Genomic DNA, 25,239 nt, shown 5'->3' on the forward strand with positions numbered 1-25,239 from the left:
AAGGGGATAAGCTAGCTATACTTAGATAACATCTTGTTCTAAGTACAACATATCTCCTTCTGTAATTGTACATTTCCCATTTGTTAATTCAATCATCCAATCCGTGAATAATTGTTTTCCGTCTTCTTCTACATACGTATCAAATGTGACATTTTCTAGATAATGTATATCTTTAATGGCATATTTCGAATTACGTAATTCGTTTTCTAGCTTGCCAAGTAATGTGTAATCAATTGCGGTCTGCATAACACGCATGAGTTTTCGCTCGACAATACCGACATAATTAATACCTTCGCTTGTACATTTTCCGTATGCACGGATTAATCCACCTGCACCAAGTTTAATGCCGCCAAAATAGCGTGTAACGACAACGACGGTATCTTTTAGACCGCGTTTTTTTAGTACCTCTAACATAGGTACGCCAGCAGTACCGCTAGGTTCGCCATCATCATTTGCTTTTTGGATTTGATCTTGTTCGCCAATTAAATACGCAGAACAATTATGTGTTGCATTCCAGTTTTGTTTTTTTATTTTTTGTATGAATTCTTGCGCTTCTTCTTCGGTTGTAGCTCGGCTAATGTAACAGATAAATCTTGATTTTTGAATGACAATTTCATGTTCGCCGTAGTCTTTGATTGTTAAATATTGTAATAGCACTCGTATACGCCCCTATCTATCAAAATGACTAGTACTTTACATTTTAAAAGCGGGCGTTTTTATATTCAAACATTTTTTACAAATATGTTGAAATTTTTGATGAGTATTTCACCTTTTTGTTGTAATTTGTCGGGATAGGGAGTATAACTTCCAATCAGCATTTTCATGTATGGATGCACCATTTTTAGTTTTCGTGTAAACTTAGGGAATAAAAACTTTTTTATAAGGCAGGTACGAAAATGAAAACAGCTATTGTTACTGATAGTACAGCATATATACCGAAGCATATTCGTGAAGAACTCAATATATATATGATTCCATTGAACGTTGTATTTGGAACGGAATCTTATCAAGAAGAAGCTGGAATTTCAGTAGATGATTTCTATGTGAAAGTACGTGAGCAAGAAGAGCTTCCGAAAACTTCTCAGCCAGCAATCGGAAAATTTGTTGAGCTATATGAAGAATTATCTAAGGATTATGATGCAGTTATTAGCATTCACCTTTCAAGTGGGATTAGTGGTACATACCAAACTGCAACGACAGCTGGGCAGATGGTAGAGGGTATTGATGTATATACGTATGACTCTGAAATTAGTTGTGAAGTACAAGGATTCTATGTACGTGAAGGAGCAAAACTAGCAAGTGAAGGAAAGGATCCAAAAGAGATCATCGCCCGTTTTGATGAAATGAAGCAAACGATGGACGCCTATTTTGTGGTCGATGATTTACATCATTTACAGCGTGGCGGACGATTAAATAGTGCGCAAGCTTTCATTGGTAGTTTGTTACAAGTGAAGCCAGTTTTATATTTCAGAGATAAAATCATTATTCCGTTTGAAAAGATTCGTACGCGTAAAAAAGCATTAAAACGAATTGTTGAGATTTTTGATGAGCAAGCAAGTAAAGGTGTACCTATGGAAGCAGTTATCATTCATGCGCAACGTGAAGAGGAAGCGAATGAATGGAAGGCTGAATTAGAAGCAAAATATCCTCATGTTACCATCCGTACAGGTTATTTTGGTGCTGTAATTGGTACGCATTTAGGTGAAGGTGCACTAGGTCTTGGATGGTATACGAAGTAATAAGATATAAAAAGCTCTCTTTTTGAAGAGGGTTTTTTTACGGATATTTTGCGTACAGTTGACAAGTTAATATTTGGAAATGGTAAAATGTACGTAAAATAAAATAATGAGGAAAGTTTTATAACTTACTTTTTACAAGAAACTATATTATAATAGAGGAGAGGTGAAACATATGGAGCATAATTCTTGCTTATGTCCAAAGTTTGAGTCTGCTTTTACTTTGCTTAGTAAAAAATGGACTGGCTTAATTATTAAATCTTTGCTCGAAGAATCGAAACGCTTTAGAGAAATCGCAGATATTATACCAAATATGAGCGATCGTATGTTGTCAGAGCGTTTAAAGGAATTGGAAAGCGAAGGCATTGTCGTTCGTAATGTTTATCCAGAAGTACCGGTTCGAATTGAGTATGGCTTAACTGACAAAGGAAAAGCGTTAGAAAGTGTTATGGATGAAGTCCAAAATTGGGCTGAAAAATGGATGAAATAGCTTTTCAATTTTATTTGTAGATGCAATAAAACGTAAGGGAGTCCTTGCGTTTTTTTCTTTTTTTATAAAGTTTCACCAATTAGTATTTACGGGCCATTATCTCACGCCTAAATTTCTTACAATTGCCGAATTTTTAGGGGGGAGTCCTGCACACGAATCGCGGGATAATAAGAGGTGTAAATCTTTTAAAATTCTACATATACATACAAATTTATACGTATTTTGCAATAGAGAGGTAATATAATATTACATTTGTTTTACAAAAGCGTAACATTGGTAAAAAAAATCCCGAATTATGGTATAAAATTTATAGGTTATATACGGAAAATGAAAAAAGAAAGCGGTGTAAAAAATAAAATGAAAAAGCTAAAAATGGCATCTTGCGCATTAGTTGCAGGGTTAATGTTTTCAGGACTAACACCAAATGCATTTGCAGAAGATAATATTTCAGATGTGAAATCACAAATTAATACACAAAATGACACTTTACATAAACAACAACAAGAGCGTGATGAATTACAAAAACAAATGAATGACTTAAACAAAACAATTCAAGGTTTAGATAAGTCTGTTCAAGAGAATGCTACAAAACTTGATGAAACAACGAAAAAAGTTTCTGATACTGAGCAATTAATCGAGAAGAAAAATAAAGATATTGCAGAATTACAAACAAAGATTGCAAAACGTGAAGAGTTATTAAGAAAGCGTTTAGTTGCACTTCAAGAACAACCAAATACGAACGTTGTAACAGAAGTTCTTGTAAACTCTAAAAACATTGCAGATTTAGTTGATCGTTTAAATTCTGTTTCTAAAATTCTTGAGTCTGACGAAGATATCATGAAAACACAACAAGAAGATCAAGCGAACGTGAAAAAAGATGTTGAAACAGTAAAAGAAAAACAAAAAGAATTAAAAGAAGCACAAGCTCAAATTGAAACTGCTAAGAAAGAACTTGACGCTGAAAAAGCGAAAAAAGAAACTGCAGTAAATGATTTAAGCGGTAAAATGGAAACAGTTGTAACTACGATGACAAGTACGGAAAGTCAATTAAAAGAGCTTGAACAACAAGCGTTAAAATTACAACAAATTGCTGAAAAAGAAGCACAAGAAAAAGCTGCACAAGAAGCTGCTGCTCAAAAGCAGGCAGAGCAAGCTGCTCAACAAGCACAAGCTCCAGCACAACCGGCGCAGGCTCCAGCACAACCACAAGCTGCTCCAGCAAGCAATGATGGACAAGCTAAAAAAGATGAGCCTAAGAAAAAAGAAGAGAAAAAAGCAACACCAGCTCCAGAAGTACCAGCTGACACTGGTGGCGGAAGACAAGATGTTGTCTCAAAAGCTAAAGGTTTAGTAGGTCTAAAATACGTATGGGGTAGTGCGTCAATTTCAAATGGTGGATTTGACTGTAGTGGATTAATCTCTTATGTTTACGGTTTAGGTCGTCAAGATACTAGAGGTTTATGGAGTTCTGTACAAAAGATTAGCCCATCTGAAGCGAAACCAGGAGATCTTATCTTCTTACAAGGTACTTACAGAGCAGGCGTATCTCACGTTGGTATTTACATTGGTGGCGGTCAAATGATTCATGCTGCTGATGAGTCAACAGGCGTTACTTACGGTAGTGTAAATAGTTCATACAACCAAAAACATTTCTTAGGTTACGGTAGATTATAGGATTATAATTGAATAAAAAATGTGTATAAAGTCGATAGCTTACTATTTTATAAGTAGGTTATCGGCTTTTTTGAGTTTTTACGAGAGCATGAGGAAGGTTTATAGTAGAGCTGGAGGTGGTTGCTGATGCAAGCTGGGAAACAGTTATTACTAGAGGAACTTTCTTCAGATGTGCGGGATAATTTAGATGGTTTGAAAAAGAAGAGGGAGGTTACATGTGTACAAGGTATAAAAAAGAGAGATTCTAAATATATGTGTCAGCGCTGCGGGAATATAGAGCAGCGACTATTTGCGTCATTTCTATGCAAAAGGTGCAATAGCGTTTGTGTGTATTGCCGAAAGTGTATAACGATGGGGAGGGTAAGTGAATGTACTGTACTTGTTCGCGGGACTGCTGAAAGGAAAGGAGAAAATGATATGAATCCATTACAGTGGAAAGGCACTTTGTCTACTGGACAGGAGTTAGCGGCAAAAGGTGCCCTGGATGCTGTTAAGCAGAAAGAATCGTTTTTTATTTGGGCTGTGTGCGGTGCTGGAAAGACAGAGATGTTATTTTATGGTATTGCAGAGGCGCTTCAAAAAGGAGAAAGGGTTTGTATCGCAACGCCAAGGACGGATGTTGTACTTGAATTAGCACCAAGGATACGAGAGGTGTTCCCGAATATACATGTAGCTGCTTTATATGGAGGTAGTGTAGAAAGGGAAAAAGATGCAGCGTTAGTCGTGGCGACTACTCATCAACTGCTACGTTACTATAGAGCGTTCCATGTCATGATTGTAGATGAAATAGATGCTTTTCCGTATTATGCAGACAAAATGCTACATTATGCAGTAAAACAAGCGATGAAAGAGAATGCAGCAAGTATTTATTTAACGGCGACTCCAGATGAAAAGTGGAAGCGCAATTTCAGAAAGGGTAAACAAAAGGGTATCATTGTCTCCGGACGATACCACCGTCATCCGTTGCCAGTGCCCCTATTTCGCTGGTGCGGAAATTGGAAGAAAAGCCTCAACCGTGAAAGAATTCCTCGAGTTTTACTACAATGGTTAAACATATACTTAAACAAAAAATATCCCGTTTTTTTATTCGTTCCCCATGTACGATATATAGAAGAAATAAGCTCGTTATTGAAATCATTGCATAATAAAGTTGAGGGTGTACATGCGGAAGATCCGATGAGAAAAGAGAAAGTCGCGGCGTTCAGAAAGGGAGAAATTCCGTTATTAGTTACAACGACAATTTTGGAGAGAGGAGTAACAGTGAAGAACTTACAAGTTGCGGTTTTGGGTGCGGAAGAAGAAATATTTTCAGAAAGTGCGCTCGTACAAATTGCAGGCCGTGTAGGTCGAAGTTTTGAGGAACCGTATGGCGAGGTCGTTTATTTTCATTACGGTAAGACAGAGGCGATGGTACGTGCGAAAAAACATATTCAAAGTATGAACAAAAATGCGAAAGAACAAGGGTTGATCGATTAATGCATTGTCTACTTTGTGATGAGTGTATTGTAGAAACAGTTAGTTGGTACACCTTTTTTGTAAAGGTTCATAGAAAATATATATGTGATAGATGTGAGAAAAAACTGTCTTATATAATAGGAGAAATTTGCGTGGATTGTGGTCGTCCTTTAGATGACTTGCCTACCCGATATAAAGGAAATGACATTTGCATGGATTGTGTAAGATGGAGGAATGAGGAGGGATATCGTCCTTTTAAAAATCGTTCGTTGTACGTGTACAATGATGAGATGAAAGGTATACTAGCGCAGTTTAAGTTTCGTGGTGATGCTGAGTTAGTTCATATATTTTATCAACCTTTTCGTAGTCTGTTTCAAAAGTGCTTTACACATGTTTCAGTTATTATGGTTGTTCCGCTTAGTAGGGAACGGGAATACGAGCGAGGTTTTAATCAAGCGGAGTTATTGGCAGCTTGTTTACCTGTTAGCGTGTCTACTACATCGTTAAGCAGAAGAGAAACAGAAAAGCAAAGTAAAAAGACGCGTAAAGAAAGGGTGTCGGGAAGTAATCCTTTTTATTTTCAAGGAGAAGAGATGTTTCATGGGCAACATATTTTACTCGTTGATGATGTATATACGACAGGAATTACAGTTAGGCAAATTGGAAGTCTTTTATACGATAGAGGAGCGAGGGAAGTTTCTAGTTTGACGCTTTGTAGAAGTTAATCTGTAACTGTCGAAAGGGGCAATAAAAAGACGATAAGTCTTCTTTGACTTCATATGTTGTCATTCGTTATAGTCAAAATATGGGGTGAATGCCCTGATTTTTAGAGTGAAGGGAATGGAATGAACATGCAAGGAAGAGTGAAATGGTTCAATGCAGAAAAGGGATTTGGGTTTATTGAGCGTGAAGATGGTGACGATGTGTTTGTTCATTTTTCTGCTATTCAACAAGATGGATATAAGTCGTTAGAAGAAGGACAAAAAGTAGAGTTTGACATTGTTGATGGAGCGCGTGGACCACAAGCAGCTAATGTTGTAAAACTGTAGGGATATTGTTTTTGGGAGAGAAAGCTGCGTTTGTGGCAACGTTATATATAGTAGAACCTCTTGTTTTTTTACAAGGGGTTTTTGTTATGAAAAGAGTTGTCAAAAAGTTGTTTCTTTTCTGTAACGAATTGTCCACAGTTATATTCGTTATTCACGATGTTAATAGGATAAAATAAAGATAGAAACGATGCATCTTTTCATTTCAACAAAAAACGATAAAAAAATCGCAATTCCACTAATTTTTTTAAAAAAATTAGAAGGAGTTTTTAAGCCAGTGTCGAAATTATAGTACATAGGCTTGAAAGGAGGAATTCATCTATGAAATTCAACATTCGTGGTGAAAATATTGAAGTAACTCCAGCATTAAAGGAATATGTAGAGAAAAAACTAAGTAAGTTAGAGCGTTATTTTGATACATTCCCAGAGGTTAAAGTTAATTTAAAAGTATACTCTGACAAGCAACGTGTCGAGGTAACAATTCCGTTTACTGATTTATTACTTCGTGCAGAAGAAACTAATAGCGATATGTACGCTGCTATCGATTTAGTAGTTGATAAACTTGAGCGACAAATTCGTAAACATAAAACAAAAGTAAATCGTAAGTTACGTGAGAAAGGTTCTGTGAAAACGAACTTTATCCTTCCAGAAGCAGTAGCTGTTCTGGATGAGGTAGAAGAGGATGAACTAGAACTTGTACGTACAAAACGATTCGATTTAAAACCGATGGACGTCGAAGAAGCGATCCTACAAATGGATATGCTAGGACATAATTTCTTCGTCTTCACAAATGCTGATACAAATGAAACTAATGTTGTATATGGCCGTAAAGATGGGAAATACGGTTTAATCGAAACTAAATAATAATTCGAAAGCGCAGCCGAAATGGCTGCGCTTTTTTTGCTGCAAATAGATTTTTAAAAAACTTTTCCTAATTTAGAACTCGACATCCCGCCGATTGTTGTCATAGTTATAAGACAAGTGTTACAATTATCATTAGGTATATACATTTTAGTTTTTTTAATTAGGAGAAAAATTGGCATAACATATATTTGATTTTTATAACGACTGATTGTATATAGAGAAAAAGAAAAACAATCGGAAGTTTTATTTTAATAAAAGAGGAGCGTATTTCCTATGATCGGTATTTTAAAAAAGGTATTTGATGTAAATCAACGCCAAATTAAACGTATGCAGAAGACAGTTGAGCAAATTGATGCATTAGAATCATCTATTAAGCCTTTAACTGATGAGCAATTAAAAGGAAAGACGCTTGAATTTAAAGAACGTCTAACAAAAGGTGAGACAGTAGATGATCTACTTCCTGAAGCTTTTGCAGTTGTTCGCGAAGCAGCGACTCGTGTTCTTGGAATGCGTCCGTATGGCGTACAGTTAATGGGTGGTATTGCCTTACATGAAGGGAATATCTCTGAGATGAAAACGGGTGAAGGTAAAACGTTAACATCGACATTACCTGTATATTTAAATGCTTTAACAGGAAAAGGTGTTCACGTTGTTACAGTCAATGAGTACTTAGCACAACGTGATGCAACCGAAATGGGACAACTTCATGAGTTCCTAGGCTTAACAGTAGGAATTAACTTAAATAGTATGTCACGTGAAGAGAAACAAGAAGCTTATGCTGCAGATATTACGTACAGCACAAATAATGAGCTTGGATTCGATTACTTACGTGATAACATGGTTTTATATAAAGAGCAGTGTGTGCAACGCCCACTTCACTTTGCTATTATCGATGAAGTCGATTCTATTTTAGTCGATGAAGCACGTACGCCACTTATTATTTCTGGCCAAGCTCAAAAATCAGCAGAGCTATACATGTTTGCAAATGCATTCGTACGTACGTTAGAAAATGAAAAAGATTATTCATTTGATGTGAAAACAAAAAATGTAATGTTAACAGAAGACGGTATTACGAAAGCAGAGAAAGCTTTCCATATTGAAAACTTATTCGATTTAAAACATGTAGCACTTCTTCACCATATTAATCAGGCACTTCGTGCGCACGTTGTTATGCATCGTGATACAGATTATGTTGTACAAGAAGGTGAAATCGTAATTGTAGACCAATTTACAGGTCGTCTTATGAAGGGTCGTCGTTATAGCGAAGGATTACACCAAGCTATCGAGGCGAAAGAAGGCGTAGAGATTCAAAATGAAAGTATGACGCTTGCGACAATTACATTCCAGAACTACTTCCGTATGTATGAAAAGTTATCTGGTATGACTGGTACAGCAAAAACGGAAGAAGAAGAGTTCCGTAACATTTACAATATGAATGTTATCGTAATTCCAACGAACAAAGATATTATTCGCGATGACCGTGCTGATTTAATCTTCAAGTCAATGGAAGGTAAATTCAATGCAGTTGTTGAGGATATTGTAAACCGTCATAAGCAAGGACAACCGATTCTTGTAGGTACAGTTGCAATTGAAACGTCAGAGCTTATTTCAAAAATGTTAACACGTAAAGGTGTACGCCATAACATTTTAAATGCGAAAAACCATGCGCGTGAAGCAGATATCATTGCTGAAGCTGGTATTAAAGGTGCCGTAACGATTGCGACGAATATGGCTGGTCGAGGTACAGATATTAAGCTTGGGGACGATATTAAAAACATTGGTCTAGCAGTTATCGGTACAGAACGTCACGAAAGTCGTCGTATTGATAATCAGTTACGTGGTCGTGCTGGTCGTCAAGGGGACCCTGGTGTTACGCAGTTCTACTTATCAATGGAAGATGAACTAATGCGCCGATTTGGTGCTGATAATATGAAATCAATGATGGATCGTCTTGGTATGGATGACTCACAGCCGATTGAAAGTAAAATAGTTTCTCGCGCGGTAGAATCTGCGCAAAAACGAGTAGAAGGAAATAACTATGATGCACGTAAGCAGTTACTACAATACGATGATGTGCTTCGTCAGCAACGTGAAGTAATTTACAAACAGCGCCAAGAAGTAATGGAGTCTGCAAACTTACGTGACATTATTGAAGGTATGATGAAATCTACAGTAGAACGTGCTGTTGCACTTCATACACAAGAGGAAATTGAAGAAGATTGGAACATTAAAGGTCTTGTTGACTACTTAAATACAACCCTTCTGCAAGAAGGAGATGTAAAAGAAGAAGAATTACGTCGCCTTGCTCCAGAAGAAATGAGCGAGCCAATTATCGCGAAATTAATAGAGCGTTACAATGAAAAAGAAAAGCTTATGCCAGAAGAGCAAATGCGTGAGTTCGAAAAAGTTGTTGTATTCCGTGTTGTAGATACGAAATGGACAGAGCATATTGATGCGATGGATCACCTTCGTGAAGGTATTCATTTACGTGCTTACGGTCAAATCGATCCACTTCGTGAGTATCAAATGGAAGGGTTCGCAATGTTCGAGTCAATGATTGCTTCTATTGAAGAAGAAATTTCTCGTTACATTATGAAAGCTGAAATTGAACAAAACTTAGAACGTCAAGAAGTTGCTCAAGGTGAAGCTATTCATCCATCTAGCGATGGCGAAGAAGCGAAGAAAAAGCCAGTTGTAAAAGGTGACCAAGTGGGCCGCAACGATTTATGTAAGTGTGGTAGTGGTAAAAAGTATAAAAACTGTTGCGGTATTGGGAAGTAATACAGGTCGGTAGCCTAGACTGTTTTGCAAAATTTTACATTAAAAATGTATAATTAAGAAGGACTGGACTCTCTCCGTAATAAGTGGAGAGAGTTTCCCTTGTTTTCATACGAAAGTAACAGCAATTACATAGAGGTGAAGGAAATGGAATTAGTAGAAATTAGACAGGAATTAGAGAAAATGGCTAAGAGATTAGCGGCTTTTAGGGGGTCTCTTTGACCTCCCTACTAAGGAGAAACAAATTGCAGAATTAGAAGAAAAAATGATGGCCGCAGGATTTTGGGATGACCAACAAGGCGCACAAGTTGTAATTAACGAAGCAAATGCACTGAAAGAGATGGTTGGAAAGTTCCGTCAGTTAGATGAGACATTCGAAAATTTAGAAATAACGCATGAGCTTTTAAAAGAAGAGTATGATGAGGATTTACATGAGGAGTTAGAAGCAGAAGTAAAAGGCTTAATTCAAGAAATGAATGAGTATGAGCTTCAGTTACTATTAAGTGATCCTTATGATAAAAATAATGCGATTTTAGAATTACACCCAGGTGCAGGTGGAACAGAGTCACAAGACTGGGGTTCTATGTTATTACGTATGTACACACGTTGGGCTGAGAAACGCGGATTTAAAGTAGAAACTGTTGACTACTTACCAGGTGATGAAGCTGGTATTAAGAGCGTTACTTTATTAATTAAAGGTCATAACGCTTACGGTTACTTGAAAGCAGAGAAAGGTGTACATCGTCTAGTGCGTATTTCACCATTCGATTCTTCAGGCCGTCGTCATACATCGTTCGTATCTTGTGAGGTTGTACCTGAATTCAATGATGAAGTTGAAATCGAAATACGTTCAGAAGACTTAAAAATTGATACGTACCGTGCAAGTGGAGCTGGTGGACAGCACATTAATACGACGGATTCAGCAGTTCGTATTACGCATACACCGACAAATACGGTTGTAACATGTCAATCAGAGCGTTCTCAAATTAAAAACCGTGAGCATGCGATGAAAATGTTAAAAGCGAAATTATATCAAAAGAAACTAGAAGAGCAACAAGCGGAGTTAGATGAAATTCGCGGTGAACAAAAAGAAATTGGATGGGGTAGCCAAATCCGTTCTTACGTATTCCACCCGTATTCTCTTGTAAAAGACCATCGTACAAATACAGAGGTTGGTAACGTGCAAGCTGTTATGGATGGAGAAATTGATCCGTTTATTGATGCATATTTACGTTCTCGTATTTAATGCGAAAAAAAGCCAACGAAATTGTTGGCTCATGCTGAGGAAATAGAGGATATACAGCGTTTTGTTTTATTTATATGGATGAAGTGCCGAGGAAGAGAAGTTGGAAACGACAACTTCTCTTTTTGATGGGAGTATATGTAGAATACAATGCTGTATATTGTTTTGTAAAAAGTAGAGAATAGTAAAACAGAGCAGTAATAGAGTAGGACTGTATACTGAGTTTTTCTAGTTTGATTTTTGGAAAAGGGTACTTTGTTGAAGTTTCTACGATGTTCACATAATTGAAACAACTTAGGAAAGCTTTGGTCTATTAGGGTTCTCACTGCATTTTTGAAGAATATGAAGTATACCTTAGTTTTTCTATATAAAGATAATGCTTATAATGAAAATGAGTGTGTTAGAAATGAAAAGAATATCAACAATGGGGAGCGATAGAAGTGAAAAAGAAATTGTTGGCTATTGCGTTAGGGACATCAGTCGTTTTTGCTTTAGGGGCATGCGGAAATAAAGAAGAGAGTAAACCTTCGAAACAATCTGCAAGCACAGATAGCGCAGAGCAAATTTATCAAAAAAGTTGTATCGGTTGTCATGCTAAAGATTTATCAGGAGCAACTGGACCGGATTTACGAAAAGTAGGACAGAAATATGACGCAGCAGATATTGAAAAAATCATTGAAAAAGGTCGCGGTTCAATGTCACCAGGAATTATTCAGGGTGAAGATGCGAAAAAAGTAGCTGAGTGGTTAGCTGAACATAAATAAAAAGAGTAAAACGGACGAGTTGATTATAAAATCAACTCGTTTCCTTATTTTGGTATGTAACATAACTGTAACAAAAATGTATCCGAATTGGAAACCGTTTGATGTTACAATGGGGTTTGTAGAATTTTGCTGAAATATATTACATAGAGTAGTTTATGCAAAGAGTGTAAGTAAACTACCTTCAACAAGAATGGTCAAGCGGGAATAAGAGGCTAGCTTTTATTTTCAAATGGACAGAAAAGTATTTCGAAAAAAAAATCATTAAGTATTGGGTGATAAATAATGATAAAGATGACGAATGTTTATAAGGAGTACCCGAATGGTATGAAAGCCATTTCTGGTCTTACAGTTAACATTAAACAAGGTGAATTCGTATATGTAGTTGGACCGAGTGGAGCCGGAAAATCTACATTTATTAAAATGATGTATCGTGAAGAGAAACCATCTACAGGATCTATTAACGTAAATGGACTTGTAATTGAAACATTGGCAGAAAAAGATGTTCCGTATTTCCGCCGTCAATTAGGCGTAATTTTCCAAGATTTTAAATTGCTACCTAAATTAACGGTATATGAGAATGTTGCGTTTGCCTTAGAAGTAATTGAAGAAGAGCCAGAAGCAATTCGTGAGCGTGTGACAGAAGTATTAGGACTAGTAGGTCTAGAAGATCGTGCAGATGCACTTCCAAGTGAACTTTCAGGTGGGGAGCAGCAACGTGTTGCAATTGCAAGAGCAATTGTTAATAGACCAAAGGTTGTAATTGCCGATGAGCCAACAGGTAACTTAGACATTGAAACAGCTCTTGATATTATGAAGATTTTCACACGTATTAATGAGCGTGGTACAACGATTGTTATGGCGACGCATAATGCAGATATCGTAAATACAATTCGTCACCGTGTAATTGCGATTGAAGACGGAAAAATTGCTCGAGACGAGATTGAGGGAGGATACGGATATGAAGGCTAAGACCCTTAGTCGACATTTGCGAGAAGGTGTAAAAAATCTATCACGTAACGGATGGATGACATTTGCTTCTGTTAGTGCAGTAACAGTTACATTATTACTTGTAGGTGTCTTTTTAACAGCGATTATGAATATGAACCATTTTGCGACGAAAGTAGAGCAAGATGTAGAGATTCGTGTACACATTGATCCAGCAGCAAAAGAAGCTGATCAAAAGAAATTAGAAGAAGATATGAGTAAAATCGCGAAAGTAGATTCTATTAAATATTCTTCTAAAGAAGAAGAGTTAAAACGTTTAATTAAGAGTTTAGGCGATAGTGGAAAAACGTTCGAGTTATTTGAGCAAGATAATCCACTGAAAAACGTATTTGTTGTAAAGGCGAAAGAGCCAACAGATACAGCAACTATTGCGAAAAAGATTGAATCAATGCAGTTTGTAAGTAATGTTCAATACGGTAAAGGCCAAGTTGAAAAATTATTTGATACTGTAAAAACAGGACGTAATATCGGGATTGCGTTAATTGCAGGTCTTTTATTCACGGCGATGTTCTTAATCTCTAATACAATTAAAATTACAATTTATGCTCGTAGTACTGAGATTGAAATTATGAAACTTGTAGGTGCAACAAACTGGTTTATTCGTTGGCCGTTCTTGCTAGAGGGATTATTCCTAGGAGTATTAGGATCAATTATTCCAATTGGTCTAATTTTAGTGACGTATAATTCGCTGCAAGGTGTGTTTAATGAAAAACTTGGCGGAACAATTTTCGAGCTTCTACCATACAGCCCATTCGTATTCCAATTAGCTGGTTTATTAGTGTTAATCGGTGCATTAATCGGTATGTGGGGAAGTGTAATGTCAATTCGTCGCTTCTTAAAAGTATAAAAAGTTGCAAACATAATTCGTACAAGCTTATCATATAGTAGAAATAGGTAAAGGCATCACACACTGTGTGATGCCTTTTGCTACACCACCTGTGTGTTTTGGAAAGGGGAATTCCGCATTGAAACGTAGAGTTGCGATTATTGGAATGGTTGTTGCATTTTTAATTGGTGCTGGCGGAATGTTTGCAGGAATGTCTGTATTTGGGGTTAGCCCAGCAGAAGTAACGCAAACAATTTCGAATGGAAATGCTAGCACAACGCAAGGGAATTTGGCAAAAATTAATGAGGCGTATGCACTAATTGATTCACGTTATGTGGAAGACGTGAAAGATGACAAGTTAGTCGAAGGTGCAATACAAGGTATGTTGTCTACGCTGAAGGACCCTTATTCCACGTATATGGATAAAGAAACAGCCAAACAGTTTAGTGAATCGCTTGATCCAGAGTTAGAGGGGATTGGGGCTGAGGTGAATAAGACGGACGGTAAGCTTATTATCGTATCTCCAATTAAAGGTTCACCAGCAGAAAAGATAGGAATTAAACCGAATGACCAAATTTTATCTGTGGATGGAAACAGTGTGAAAGACTTATCACGTGAAGAAGCAGTACTAAAAATTCGTGGTAAAAAAGGAACGACTGTCGCGATTGAAATTAAACGTGCAGGAGTAGCTGATCCGATTGTATTTAAAATTAAGCGTGAAAAAATTCCGATCTTCACGGTGTTTAGTTCTGTGAAGCAAGAGAGTGGAAAAGGTATCGGCTATATGCAAATTACTTCGTTTGCTGAAAATACAGCGAAAGAATTTAAGGATCAGTTAAAAGAGTTAGAGAAGAAAAACATACAAGGTTTAGTTATTGACGTGCGTGGTAATCCTGGTGGCTATTTGAATAGTGTAGAAGATATACTAGGAGAAATTATGACGAATAAAAAGCCAATGCTACAAGTAGAGCAGCGAAATGGAGAGAAAAAGAAATTCTCCACAGAACTGAAAGAGAGAAAGTCATATCCAATTTCAGTGTTAATAGATAAAGGAAGTGCCTCTGCTTCAGAAATTTTAGCTGGTGCGCTGAAAGAAGGAGAAGGTTACGATTTAATTGGTGAAACAACGTTTGGTAAAGGGACTGTTCAACAAGCTGTTCCATTTAAAGATGGCAGCAACATTAAATTAACGATGTTTAAATGGTTAACTCCAGATGGAAATTGGATTCATAAAAAAGGAATCAAGCCAACTGTAGAAGTGAAACAACCAGATTACTACCATGCGACGCCAATTCAAATTGAAAAGACACTTTCATACAACTCAAATGATGTCCAAGTAAAGCATGCACAAGAAATGCTAAAAAGCTTAGGATATGTACCGGGTCGTGAAGATGGATACTTTAGTAAAGAGACAGAATCAGCGCTAAAAGCATTCCAAAATGCAAATGAGATGGAAGCGACAGGACAGCTTGATAAAAAGACAGCTGAAGCAATTCAAACGAAAATCATTGAAAAAATCCGTTCTGGAGAAAATGATTTGCAATTACAATCAGCATTAAAATTAATGGCAAAATAAGAAGAAATACAGGCATTTTATTGCCTGTATTTTTTTGTGTTAAACACACGTTTCTCCAGTTATGATAAGATAAAAAGAAAGAATGATATAAATGGTGGTGAGTGAGTTCGTGGAAGCATGGATTTTTGAAATAATGCGGGCAGTTGGACGTTTTTTCTTACACCCTGCTGTCTATGTATTTTTAATAAGTAGTATCTTCGTTGGATACTTACGCATATTACGAGAGAGAAAAGATTTTTCTTTTAAAGTTTATGATATTTGGTTTGAGCTGCGAACATCTCTATTTGCAGGGATTGGATACGGATTAATCGTATCTCTTATTACGATTGGGCTTGGACTTGTTGTTTCTAAAGCGAGTTTATGGGTAATCTTACTTTGGACTTTGCTATTCGGATTAACGGCTATGTATCGATATTTATCGGCGGCTTATACGTTTAGTATTGCGATTGTATGTGTTTTACTATCTTCTAAGCTACCAGTTTCCTTCTTACAGCTTAGAGAAGGAGAAGAGGGTACGATTGTATCTCTTGCTATTTTACTAGGCGTCATGCTTCTTGTAGAAGGCTTATTGATTTCTAAAAATGCGGTGGGATATTCTACACCAAACATTAGGAAGGGAAAGCGTGGGCTTAAGATCGGTTTACACGAATCGAAGCGTTTATGGATTATTCCTATTTTTATTCTTGTACCGGGTGATGCGGTAACGCAGTTCATTTCATGGTGGCCTGTCGTTTCGATAGGTTCAAATACATATTCTTTATTCCTCGTTCCATTTTTAATTGGATTTATGAGAAAGATTAGAAGTTATGAGCCGACAGAAGCTTTATTATTTACAGGAAGACGTGTTTATGGATTAGCAGGACTTGTGCTTGTTCTAGGAGTCGCAAGTTACTGGTGGCATGTACTTGCAATTATCGCGATGGGGGTCGCAATGCTTGGACGTTTCACAATCTCGATGCAAGAAAAAATTGTGGATGAGACAAGACCAGCCTATTTCGCTGCACGTAATGACGGACTTGTTGTGTTAGATACAATTCCAAATACAATTGGAGCGGAGCTGAATTTACTGCCTGGAGAAATTATTACGAAAGTAAATGGAGTCGTTCCAAGAAGTGCCGAGGAATTTTATGATGCACTTCAAACGAAGACGACAGGAGCTTTTTGTAAATTAGAAGTATTAGATACAAACGGTGAGCTTCGTCTTGCTCAAACGGCGTTGTATGCTGGGGGACACCACGAATTAGGTGTTGTGTTTGTTCAGCAGGATCATGAGTGGGATTCGGAAGCGATGTAAATAGAAGTGAGGGTGTTACCTTTAGGTAACACCTTTTTGTTTGATTGGGAGCAGCAGTACATGAAAATATATCGGCGATCATCAGAATATATCAGCGCAACTGAAAATATATCGGCGATTATTCGAATATATCGACTTTCCGGCAGAAAACGACAACTATCGCAAACCTTATTGTAGTTTCCTAGTCGAATCACTTGAATAATTATTTGATAATGGTTATCATTTAGGGAGTCTTTTGAATTTTGGAAAATGGAGGGAAGATATGCTACGTAAATTTTTTTCTTACTATAGACCGTATAAAGGTTTATTTATACTCGACTTTTCTTGTGCAGTTATCGCAGGATTACTGGAACTTGGCTTCCCACTTATCGTAAACCAATTTATTGATAAGTTATTGCCAGGGCAAAACTGGACGCTGATTTTATGGGCGTGTTTCGGTTTATTTGCAGTGTATATGTTAAATGCAGGCCTGCAATATGTTGTTACATATTGGGGACATATGCTTGGGGTTAACATTGAAACAGATATGAGGCAGAAATTATTTGATCACATTCAAAAGCTATCATTCAGATTTTTTGACAATAATAAAACAGGTCATTTAATTTCACGTCTTACAAACGATTTAATGGAAATCGGAGAAATTGCTCACCACGGGCCAGAAGATTTATTTATCGCTGTTATGACTTTAGTTGGGGCGTTCTCATTCATGATGATGATCAACTGGAAGTTAGCGCTATTAACGTTCTTCGTCATTCCATTCCTACTATGGTTGGCACTTTACTTCAACAAAAAAATGACAGGTACGTTTAGACGTTTATTCTCAGATGTTGCTGATTTCAATGCATGTATTGAGAACAACGTTGGTGGTATTCGCGTTGTACAAGCATTCGGAAATGAAAAGTTTGAGAAAGAGCAATTTGCTGTGAACAACGCTCGTTTCCGTACAACGAAATTAATGGCTTATAAAATTATGGCGTTAAATTCGTCAATTAGTTATATGCTCATGCGTCTCGTAACGCTCTTCGTCTTAATATGCGGTACATGGTTTGTTCTGCAAGGTGAATTAACGTACGGTGGATTTATCGGATTCGTTCTATTAACGAATATCTTCTTCCGCCCGATTGAAAAAATTAATGCGGTAATTGAAAGCTATCCGAAAGGGATTGCTGGTTTTAAGAGATATGTAGAGCTTCTTGAAACAGAGCCAGATATTGTAGATTCTAAAGATGCGATGGAAGTTAAACATGTACACGGTGATATTCAATATAACAACATTACGTTCGGATATGAAAACAAAGAACCGATTTTAAACGATATTAGTTTGAAAATCCATGCAGGTGAAACAGTTGCGTTCGTTGGACCATCTGGGGCGGGGAAAACAACGTTATGTAGCCTATTACCACGTTTTTATGAGCAATCATCTGGTTCAATTCAAATTGATGGCATTGATACGAAAGAGATGACATTATCGTCACTTCGTAAGCAAATCGGAATTGTGCAACAAGATGTGTTCTTATTCTCGGGAACGATTCGTGAAAATATTGCTTACGGAAATTTAAAAGCGTCAGAAGCTGACATTTGGCAGGCAGTAAAGAGAGCGCAGTTAGAGGATTTAATTTACTCGCAGCCAGACGGTTTAGATACAGTTATCGGTGAGCGCGGCGTGAAACTTTCTGGTGGACAGAAGCAACGTCTAGCGATTGCCCGTATGTTCTTGAAAAACCCGCCAATTTTAATTTTAGATGAAGCGACTTCTGCACTAGATACAGAGACAGAACTAGCAATTCAAAAATCGCTTGCAGAATTAGCAGTTGGCCGTACAACATTAGTGATTGCACATAGACTTGCAACGATTAAAAATGCAGATCGTATCGTCGTTGTAAATAAAGACGGTATTGCAGAGCAAGGTTCACATGATGAATTAATTGAGCGTGGCGGAGGATATAGTAGGCTATACGAAGCACAGTTTAGTTCGTAAATATAATTTCTACTGAATTAGCACACCATATAAGTAGATGGAAATCTTATAAGGGAGGCTAAAGAGTATGATTATAACAACAACGTCTACAATTCAAGGAAAAGAAATTATTGAGTATGTCGATATCGTGAATGGGGAAGCGATTATGGGTGCGAATATCGTTCGTGACCTTTTCGCTTCTGTCCGTGACGTTGTCGGCGGTCGTTCAGGCGCTTACGAAAGTAAATTAAAAGAAGCGCGCGACATCGCAATGGAAGAGATGAAGACTCTCGCAAGACAAAAAAATGCGAACGCAATTGTTGGTATTGACGTGGACTACGAAGTCGTTCGCGAAGGGATGCTAATGGTTGCGGTGAGCGGGACTGCTGTCCGTATCTAAAGTAAAAAGCCGTGCTGATGCACGGCTTTTTACTGTTATTGATGCTATGCTATGTCGAAGCCTCGATATTTCTTGGGAAATGTGGAAGGTCCCGTCGATATATAGGGAAGACCTTAGAGCGCTTCTTTACATTTCCGTATTTGAACTAATAATGTTTCGTATTCTTGGTTGAGAGATGCGATGTCATCGTGATGATTGGGTATAGAAATCCGGCTGATGACTTCAGTTAATTTTGTTTGTAACCGTAATAATTCTTGTTCAGTAACGTTTACAGAATTCCCGGTTGTTCTTTTTGTGTATTGCTCGTAATTACCGTGGAATACTCTTGGTTCACTCTCGTCTACTTGTAGAATATGATCTGCAACAGAACGAATGAAGGCACGGTCATGGCTAATGAAAAGTATAGTGCCAGGATATTCTTGTAACATGCTTTCTAATTCTTCTTGTGTCGCTAAGTCTAAATAGTTTGTCGGTTCATCGAGCAGAAGCATATTATAATTTCCTAAAAATACTTTTGCGAGTGCAACCTTCATTCGCTCACCCCCGCTTAGAACGTGCACAGGTTTATGAACATCTTCACGGCGGAATAGAAGCCGTGCAAGTATTGTGCGAACGAACGACTCTGTATAGTTTGTTTCTTCTAGAACATTTTCTAAAATGGTTTTATCTGTTTTTAAAATGGATAGAGTTTGCTCGAAGTATCCGATTTTACAACTTTTCGAAAGCTGAATGCCACGCTCGTTTGCGAGAAGCATGTTGAACAAAGTGGTTTTTCCGCTTCCATTTGCGCCTAAAATAGCAAGTTTTGCACCAGGGGCAATAGTTCCATTCATATTTTTAAATAGTGTACGGTCACCTATTTTCTTTGTTGCTTTATTGAACTGTACTGCCACCTTACTATGAATGGGTGTATGGTATTGCACGTCAAACTGAGCTTGAGAAAGATCCTTTGGCTTTTCTTTCTTTTCTAATTTTTCGAGACGTGTCTCTAATGCTTTTGCTGCTTTACTAACCTGTTCTTGGCCATGAGCCCCACTTAATTTATAAAGTTTAGATTCAGATGAACTGAACCGTGTTGGGATTTTTGTCATGCTAGAAGCACGTTGCTTTTTTTGTAAAATGGACTGCTCTAAACGATTTTTTTCTTGTACATATTGCTCATATTCTGCTTGTTTTTGTATTCGCTCACGTTCTTTTTGCTTTCGATAGTTGGAATAATTACCTTTATACTCTTGAATAGTACCGTCTTCGATTTCGATGATTTTTGTACATATCGCATCTAAAAAGTCACGATCATGTGATATTAAAACAAGTGCCCCTTTATAAGATAAAAGTGCCTTTTCTAATTGCTCTGTACCAACCATATCTAAGTGGCTTGTTGGTTCATCAGCGAATAAAATGCCTGCATTCTGTTCAAGAGCGTGGGCAATTTTTAGGCGCATTCGTTCACCGCCGCTCATTGAATTTGTAACGTTTGAAATGCTCCATTTTCCTTTTGCGAGAGAAGAAGCGGTTTCTGGTAGTTCTTCGCTAAGCTGAGGAATGATGGAGATAGAACTATGATGAGTTACTGTACCTTCGTCAGCTTCTATTTCTTTACTTAATATTTGTAGTAACGTAGATTTTCCAGCTCCGTTGACTCCGACAATTCCTATACGATCCTGCGCTTGAATTTCTAGTGATGGTAACGTAAATAGTGTACGATCACCAAAACTTTTTTCAATATTACGTGCGAATAAAATAGTCATAAAAAAACCTCCCTAGTTTCACTAGAGAGGATAAATGTCGCCCATGCATGTGAAAATCGTACATAAATAAACGATTTTTTCACATGATCGTTTCGAAAGAAAGTATCGACAAATGGACAGACTAATCCCCTGCTAGTTTTCATCATTTTTGTTCACTATTTGTGATGGATGAAATAAATAAGAGAATTAGAACTTCATTGGTCAAAGTACCTTCCTTTCATAATATTACTTTTATTGTATGCGCATACAAATGAGATTGTCAAACTTATTTCTGTTTGTGATTTTTGAATTCGTTATTATAAATTTGTGCTTTTGCTAGTGCTTCGGCATCATTTTTGATTTCATCTAATCCATTCGCATCCCCAATAATATATCCTTCAAATGATGAACCAACAAAATCAAAGATATATTGGAACTGAGCAATAAGCGGCAATGCTTTCAGTTTTGGGTTATCTCCGCCAACGATGACAACGTACATTTTTTTGTTTTTCATTTTCTCTTTGAAATGAATAGATGTATCACGCAAACTTTGTGACCAGCGATCGACGAAGTTTTTCATATGACCGCTCATTCCGTACCAGTATAGCGGTGTAGCGAAGATAATTGTGTCGTGCGCTAGCATGCGTTTCGTTAACTGCTCGTAGTCATCGTTTACAGGCTGGAATCCTTCTGCATCGTGACGTTGATCTGTAATAGGATGGACTGTATGGTCTCGCAAGTAAATTTGTTCTGTTTTAATTCCATCAATCATCATATGTGTTAGAGCTTCCGTATTCCCGTTTTGTCTTGAACTGCCATGTATAACAAACATGTAATCATCCCTTTTCTTTTGCTTGTTTTAGGAGTGAAACGTGTTTTTGCAAATTCGTTTGAATGCTAGAAAGTAATGAGATTTGCTTTGTTACTTCATTGAGTTTATCTTCGTAAAGTGTAAGGATACTGCTGCATGGGTTTTCGTATAGATGCGGCTCGATTTCGAGGCAGCGCAGCATCCTTGCCGTCTCTTCTAAATTTAAGCCAATTTGTAAGTACATTTGAATAAGTTCTACTTTTTCAATAGCACTTTCATCAAAATCACGGTAGCCATTTGTGAGCCGCTTAGAAGGGAGTAATCCCTTTTCTTCGTAATGTCTTAGTGATCTTTCGCTAACTCCAGTTTCTTTTGATAACTCCCCGATTCGCAATGCGTTTCACTCCTTTTAAACATATTGTAAACCTTCACACTAATGTGAAGGTCAACTCTGTTTTTTCGCAAAAGAATCCACATGATTTAAAAACACTTGAATGGCTTTAGACGGAATAAAATATTTGCCGCGCACGATGGAGAATGGGCGGATTAGCTGTTCATTTGGAACTTCGACGTGGAATAGCTCTTTTGCCAGTAGCTCTTTCCGTACAGTCCAATCAGAAAGTATAGCGATGCCAAGCCCAGCAGCGACGGCTTCCTTCACGCTTTGTATACTGCTAAATGTAAAGAATCGCTTCATTTTTAAATGGTGTTGATGGATAAAGCGGTCACTATAAGCACGTGTACCGGAACCACTTTCTCTTAATACCCATACTTGGTCTTGGAGTGTGCTTTCATTTATTTCCTTTGTGCGGAGCAGTGGATGATTTGGCGGAACGACGAGCTTCATTTCATCTTGCATAAATGTTTCGACGTTAACATCAGCGTATACGACTTGCCCTTCCACTAAGCCGATATCAATTTGATTAGAGCGAAGACTTTGCAAAACTTCTTCTGTATTTGAGATAAAGGTATGCACTTCGACGCGTGGATTTTCATTGGCATAGTTAGCGAGTATTTTTGGAAGTAAGTATTCGCCAATTGTAAAACTAGCACCGATGCGAAGTGTTCCCGTTACAACATTATGTAGTTCATTAATTTCTTGCTTAGCATCTTCGTAAAGAGAGAGCATTTGCTTTGCATGAATATATAGAATATTTCCAGCTTCCGTGACTTGGACATGTTTCGGAGATCGCTGAATGAGTGTAGTTCCAAATTCGTTTTCTAAGTTGCGAATGTGCATACTTACGCCAGGCTGTGAAAGATTTAATAATTCTGCTGCACGAGAGAAGTGTTTTTGTTCAACAACCGTAACAAAAATCTTTAAAATGTCTACGTTCATTTGCAAAGCTCCTTTCGTTTTTCTTTCATCTTATCATAAGTATTTCTGATGATAGAGATTTGGTATTGGTATTAAACTTATTATAAAAACTCTCTTATAATGTAACTAGAAAGAACATGCATGTTCCAATACGATTATTGGGGTGGTTCAAAGTGGAACAAACACTTGTTATACAAAAGAAGAAGGGCTTTGGATTTTCGCAAGGAATTGGGATTACGTTATTAATCGCCATTGTCGCGAAATATTTAGCAGAGCTTCCATTTTTAAATATTATGGGACAATTAGTAATTGCTATTCTAATTGGGATGGTTTGGCGAGCAGCTGTTGGAGTTCCGCAAGAAGCGATAGCTGGAACGAACTTCGCGAGTAAGAAGTTGCTTCGCTTTGGGATTATCTTACTTGGAATGCGATTAAATCTTGTTGATATTGCGAAGGCGGGACCAAAAGTATTGGTCATCGCAGCGGTTGTTATTACATTTACTATTTTCGTTGTATACGGATTAACGAAAGTATTTAAAGTGGACAAGAAACTTGGGATTTTAACGGCGTGCGGGACGGCAATTTGTGGCGCGGCAGCGGTCGTGGCAATTGCACCACAAGTGAAAGCGAAGGATGAGGAAACGGCAGTCGGGGCAGCGATTATTGCAATTTTAGGTACAATATTTACACTTATTTATACGTTATTATACCCAGTGCTTGGCTTTTCTCCGTACGGTTACGGCGTATTTTCGGGTGCAACGCTACACGAAATTGCTCATGTTATCGCAGCTGCTGCGCCAGGCGGTAGCACGGCTGTAGACATTGCGGTTATCGTAAAATTAACGCGCGTTGCGATGCTTGTGCCAGTAGCGATTTTAATCGGATTGTGGTTTGGTAAGAGTGAAGGTAGCGAGGAAAAAAGATCATGGCGCGATCTTCCAATTCCGTGGTTCATCTTCGGATTTTTAGCGATGAGTGCAGTGCATTCACTTGGGATTATTCCAGAAGTTGTTGCGGGATACATTGTTGTCATTGCTTACATGCTTATCGCAATGGCGATGGCGGGGCTTGGTTTAAATGTAGAGTTTAAAACGTTCCGTAAATTAGGAAGCAAGGCATTCGTGGCAGGGCTGATTGGCTCGGTTTGCTTATCGGTTCTTGGATATGTTCTCGTATGGGGATTAGGATTTATGTAGTAGGAAGAAGCTGTTCCAAAAGGTATTTTGGGACAGCTTTTTCTTATGCTTATTGTGCTACAGATGTCAGTAAGTCGATATATTTGGGAAATCGCCGATATAAATGAAGTTGCGCTAATATAAATTGAATTACTCTTGTACTTTGTTAGAGAAGATATGCAGTGAAACGTTTTTCTAAAATTTGTAAAGATATCTTTACTTTCGAAGGTGGAACCTATGGGTGTGAAAAATAAGATCAAGGAATTAAGAAAACAACATCATATAACACAAGTAGAAATGGCAAAGGCGATGCAGGTGACGCGGCAGACGATTGTGGCGATTGAAAATCATCATTACAATCCGAGCTTAGAGTTATCCCTAAAAATCGCCAAATATTTTGGAGTGAAGGTGGAAGAAATATTTACGCTAGAGTAGGGGGAGAGAAATGGTAGGAAAACGAGCATAGCGATAGGAGGAATGGGAAATGCAAGACGAGTTTGAGAGATTTCAGTCAGATAAAGCGTTTAAATATGTAGGGTTGTTTTTCACGATTAGTTTAGCTATGTGGAGTTTGTACAATTTAATCATTTACGGAAGTGCGGGTATGCCGTTTGTGTTATTTGTACTAGGGCAGTTTGTTTATTTCTTTGTGAACTATTGGCCGAAATGGAGATATAGAAATAGTAAAGAAGCTGATCGTGTATGAGTAAGAGAGAGGTCACGAAATTCGTAGGGAGTTTGCTTTTAGCAGGGATTCTTTTAAATGTGAGTTTAATGATTTTAAGTATTTCGTGGGGAACTATTTTTATATCGAATGTAGCACTAGTCATTTTATATGGAATTTCCGAATATAGAGAACAGAAGCGTTTGAAAGAAGAGGGAGTACCGTCGATTGATGAGAGAGTTGTGAACAAGATGAAGTCGCATTTTACGATTTGTATTACGAGTTTTGTTTATGTATCTTTGTGTAAATAAGTATTTAGAAAGACAAGTAGTAAATGTAAATGAGTTATTATATATCGTTATTTTTGGTTTGTTAATTAGTATGGCATCGACGAGTATTTTAGCAACAAGGAGTAAATAGAAAAAGGGGAACTGGG

Annotated in this window: 24 protein-coding genes and 1 pseudogene; 20 read left to right on the top strand and 5 right to left on the bottom strand. The window is 37.5% G+C overall.

Annotation, left to right across the window (positions count from 1 at the left end; translation table 11 throughout):
- Nucleotides 1-21: 21 nt before the first annotated feature.
- Entirely contained in the window at nt 22-657 is a 636-nt protein-coding gene (locus BAQ48_RS03980; protein WP_071710065.1) for a YigZ family protein, read from the bottom strand.
- 239 nt (nt 658-896) lie between these two features.
- Here BAQ48_RS03980 and BAQ48_RS03985 point away from each other — a divergent pair, with 239 nt between their 5' ends.
- The 16 genes from BAQ48_RS03985 (at nt 897) to BAQ48_RS04060 (ending at nt 19,108) form a co-directional block, all read left to right on the top strand.
- Nucleotides 897-1,739 carry a DegV family protein gene (locus BAQ48_RS03985; RefSeq protein WP_071710066.1) on the top strand — a complete coding sequence of 281 codons (843 nt, stop codon included), beginning with the start codon at nt 897-899 and terminating at the stop codon, nt 1,737-1,739.
- A 172-nt stretch (nt 1,740-1,911) separates the two neighbouring features.
- Nucleotides 1,912-2,226, top strand: a complete 315-nt coding sequence (locus tag BAQ48_RS03990) for a winged helix-turn-helix transcriptional regulator (RefSeq protein WP_000400857.1) — start codon at nt 1,912-1,914, stop codon at nt 2,224-2,226.
- 252 nt (nt 2,227-2,478) lie between these two features.
- Complete coding sequence (locus tag BAQ48_RS03995) at nt 2,479-3,900, top strand: C40 family peptidase (protein ID WP_071710067.1); 1,422 nt, start codon at nt 2,479-2,481, stop codon at nt 3,898-3,900.
- Between the two features lie 126 nt (nt 3,901-4,026).
- A complete protein-coding gene (gene comFA / locus BAQ48_RS04000) occupies nt 4,027-5,376 on the top strand; it encodes an ATP-dependent helicase ComFA (RefSeq protein WP_071710068.1) in 1,350 nt (449 codons plus the stop codon).
- A complete protein-coding gene (locus BAQ48_RS04005; protein ID WP_071710069.1) occupies nt 5,376-6,080 on the top strand; it encodes a ComF family protein in 705 nt (234 codons plus the stop codon). Before comFA ends, BAQ48_RS04005 begins: the two co-directional genes overlap by 1 nt.
- Before the next feature lie 126 nt (nt 6,081-6,206).
- Complete coding sequence (cspC, locus tag BAQ48_RS04010; protein ID WP_001162040.1) at nt 6,207-6,404, top strand: cold shock protein CspC; 198 nt, start codon at nt 6,207-6,209, stop codon at nt 6,402-6,404.
- A 318-nt stretch (nt 6,405-6,722) separates the two neighbouring features.
- Entirely contained in the window at nt 6,723-7,265 is a 543-nt protein-coding gene (gene hpf, locus BAQ48_RS04015) for a ribosome hibernation-promoting factor, HPF/YfiA family (protein WP_071710070.1), read from the top strand.
- Nucleotides 7,266-7,538: 273 nt separating this feature from the next.
- A complete protein-coding gene (gene secA / locus BAQ48_RS04020) occupies nt 7,539-10,046 on the top strand; it encodes a preprotein translocase subunit SecA (protein ID WP_071710071.1) in 2,508 nt (835 codons plus the stop codon).
- Nucleotides 10,047-10,190: 144 nt separating this feature from the next.
- Nucleotides 10,191-11,289 (top strand): peptide chain release factor 2 gene (gene prfB / locus BAQ48_RS04025; protein ID WP_116758466.1). Its coding sequence is split into 2 segments (ribosomal slippage): nt 10,191-10,262 and nt 10,264-11,289, totalling 1,098 coding nucleotides; the frame shifts between segments, so codons are not numbered across the junction.
- A gap of 437 nt (nt 11,290-11,726) precedes the next feature.
- A complete protein-coding gene (gene cccB / locus BAQ48_RS04030; RefSeq protein WP_000727964.1) occupies nt 11,727-12,050 on the top strand; it encodes a cytochrome c551 in 324 nt (107 codons plus the stop codon).
- 282 nt (nt 12,051-12,332) lie between these two features.
- Nucleotides 12,333-13,019, top strand: a complete 687-nt coding sequence (gene ftsE / locus BAQ48_RS04035; RefSeq protein ID WP_071710073.1) for a cell division ATP-binding protein FtsE — start codon at nt 12,333-12,335, stop codon at nt 13,017-13,019.
- Nucleotides 13,009-13,902: a permease-like cell division protein FtsX gene (gene ftsX / locus BAQ48_RS04040; RefSeq protein ID WP_000645026.1), complete on the top strand. Its 894-nt coding sequence runs from the start codon at nt 13,009-13,011 to the stop codon at nt 13,900-13,902. The genes ftsE and ftsX overlap by 11 nt, the downstream gene beginning before the upstream one ends.
- Before the next feature lie 118 nt (nt 13,903-14,020).
- Nucleotides 14,021-15,457, top strand: a complete 1,437-nt coding sequence (locus BAQ48_RS04045; RefSeq protein WP_084064391.1) for a S41 family peptidase — start codon at nt 14,021-14,023, stop codon at nt 15,455-15,457.
- Nucleotides 15,458-15,548: 91 nt separating this feature from the next.
- On the top strand, nt 15,549-16,751 hold the full coding sequence (locus tag BAQ48_RS04050; protein ID WP_071710075.1) for a PDZ domain-containing protein: 1,203 nt from the start codon (nt 15,549-15,551) through the stop codon (nt 16,749-16,751).
- A gap of 262 nt (nt 16,752-17,013) precedes the next feature.
- Nucleotides 17,014-18,729 carry an ABC transporter ATP-binding protein gene (locus BAQ48_RS04055; RefSeq protein WP_071710076.1) on the top strand — a complete coding sequence of 572 codons (1,716 nt, stop codon included), beginning with the start codon at nt 17,014-17,016 and terminating at the stop codon, nt 18,727-18,729.
- A 67-nt stretch (nt 18,730-18,796) separates the two neighbouring features.
- A complete protein-coding gene (locus BAQ48_RS04060) occupies nt 18,797-19,108 on the top strand; it encodes a YbjQ family protein (RefSeq protein WP_000587632.1) in 312 nt (103 codons plus the stop codon).
- 113 nt (nt 19,109-19,221) lie between these two features.
- On the opposite strand, the gene abc-f is transcribed toward BAQ48_RS04060, so the two are convergent.
- The 4 genes from abc-f to BAQ48_RS04080 all read right to left on the bottom strand — a co-directional run bounded on the left by abc-f (nt 19,222) and on the right by BAQ48_RS04080 (nt 22,985).
- A complete protein-coding gene (gene abc-f, locus BAQ48_RS04065) occupies nt 19,222-20,856 on the bottom strand; it encodes a ribosomal protection-like ABC-F family protein (protein ID WP_071710077.1) in 1,635 nt (544 codons plus the stop codon).
- A gap of 265 nt (nt 20,857-21,121) precedes the next feature.
- Nucleotides 21,122-21,667, bottom strand: coding sequence for a flavodoxin family protein (locus BAQ48_RS04070; RefSeq protein ID WP_071710078.1), 546 nt, complete (start codon nt 21,665-21,667; stop codon nt 21,122-21,124).
- A gap of 4 nt (nt 21,668-21,671) precedes the next feature.
- On the bottom strand, nt 21,672-22,040 hold the full coding sequence (locus BAQ48_RS04075; RefSeq protein ID WP_071710079.1) for a MerR family transcriptional regulator: 369 nt from the start codon (nt 22,038-22,040) through the stop codon (nt 21,672-21,674).
- Between the two features lie 51 nt (nt 22,041-22,091).
- On the bottom strand, nt 22,092-22,985 hold the full coding sequence (locus BAQ48_RS04080) for a LysR family transcriptional regulator (protein WP_001100007.1): 894 nt from the start codon (nt 22,983-22,985) through the stop codon (nt 22,092-22,094).
- A gap of 152 nt (nt 22,986-23,137) precedes the next feature.
- Here BAQ48_RS04080 and BAQ48_RS04085 point away from each other — a divergent pair, with 152 nt between their 5' ends.
- The 4 genes and pseudogenes from BAQ48_RS04085 (at nt 23,138) to BAQ48_RS04100 (ending at nt 25,223) form a co-directional block, all read left to right on the top strand.
- Nucleotides 23,138-24,160, top strand: coding sequence for a YeiH family protein (locus BAQ48_RS04085; RefSeq protein WP_071710080.1), 1,023 nt, complete (start codon nt 23,138-23,140; stop codon nt 24,158-24,160).
- Nucleotides 24,161-24,376: 216 nt separating this feature from the next.
- Complete coding sequence (locus BAQ48_RS04090) at nt 24,377-24,574, top strand: helix-turn-helix transcriptional regulator (RefSeq protein WP_000538359.1); 198 nt, start codon at nt 24,377-24,379, stop codon at nt 24,572-24,574.
- Between the two features lie 49 nt (nt 24,575-24,623).
- Complete coding sequence (locus BAQ48_RS04095; RefSeq protein ID WP_071710081.1) at nt 24,624-24,845, top strand: hypothetical protein; 222 nt, start codon at nt 24,624-24,626, stop codon at nt 24,843-24,845.
- Nucleotides 24,842-25,223 (top strand): annotated as a pseudogene (locus BAQ48_RS04100) (ATPase). The gene BAQ48_RS04095 and the pseudogene BAQ48_RS04100 overlap by 4 nt, the downstream one beginning before the upstream one ends.
- Nucleotides 25,224-25,239 lie beyond the last annotated feature (16 nt).

The sequence above is a fragment of the Bacillus luti genome, from assembly GCF_001884105.1.
Taxonomy (GTDB): domain Bacteria; phylum Bacillota; class Bacilli; order Bacillales; family Bacillaceae_G; genus Bacillus_A; species Bacillus_A luti.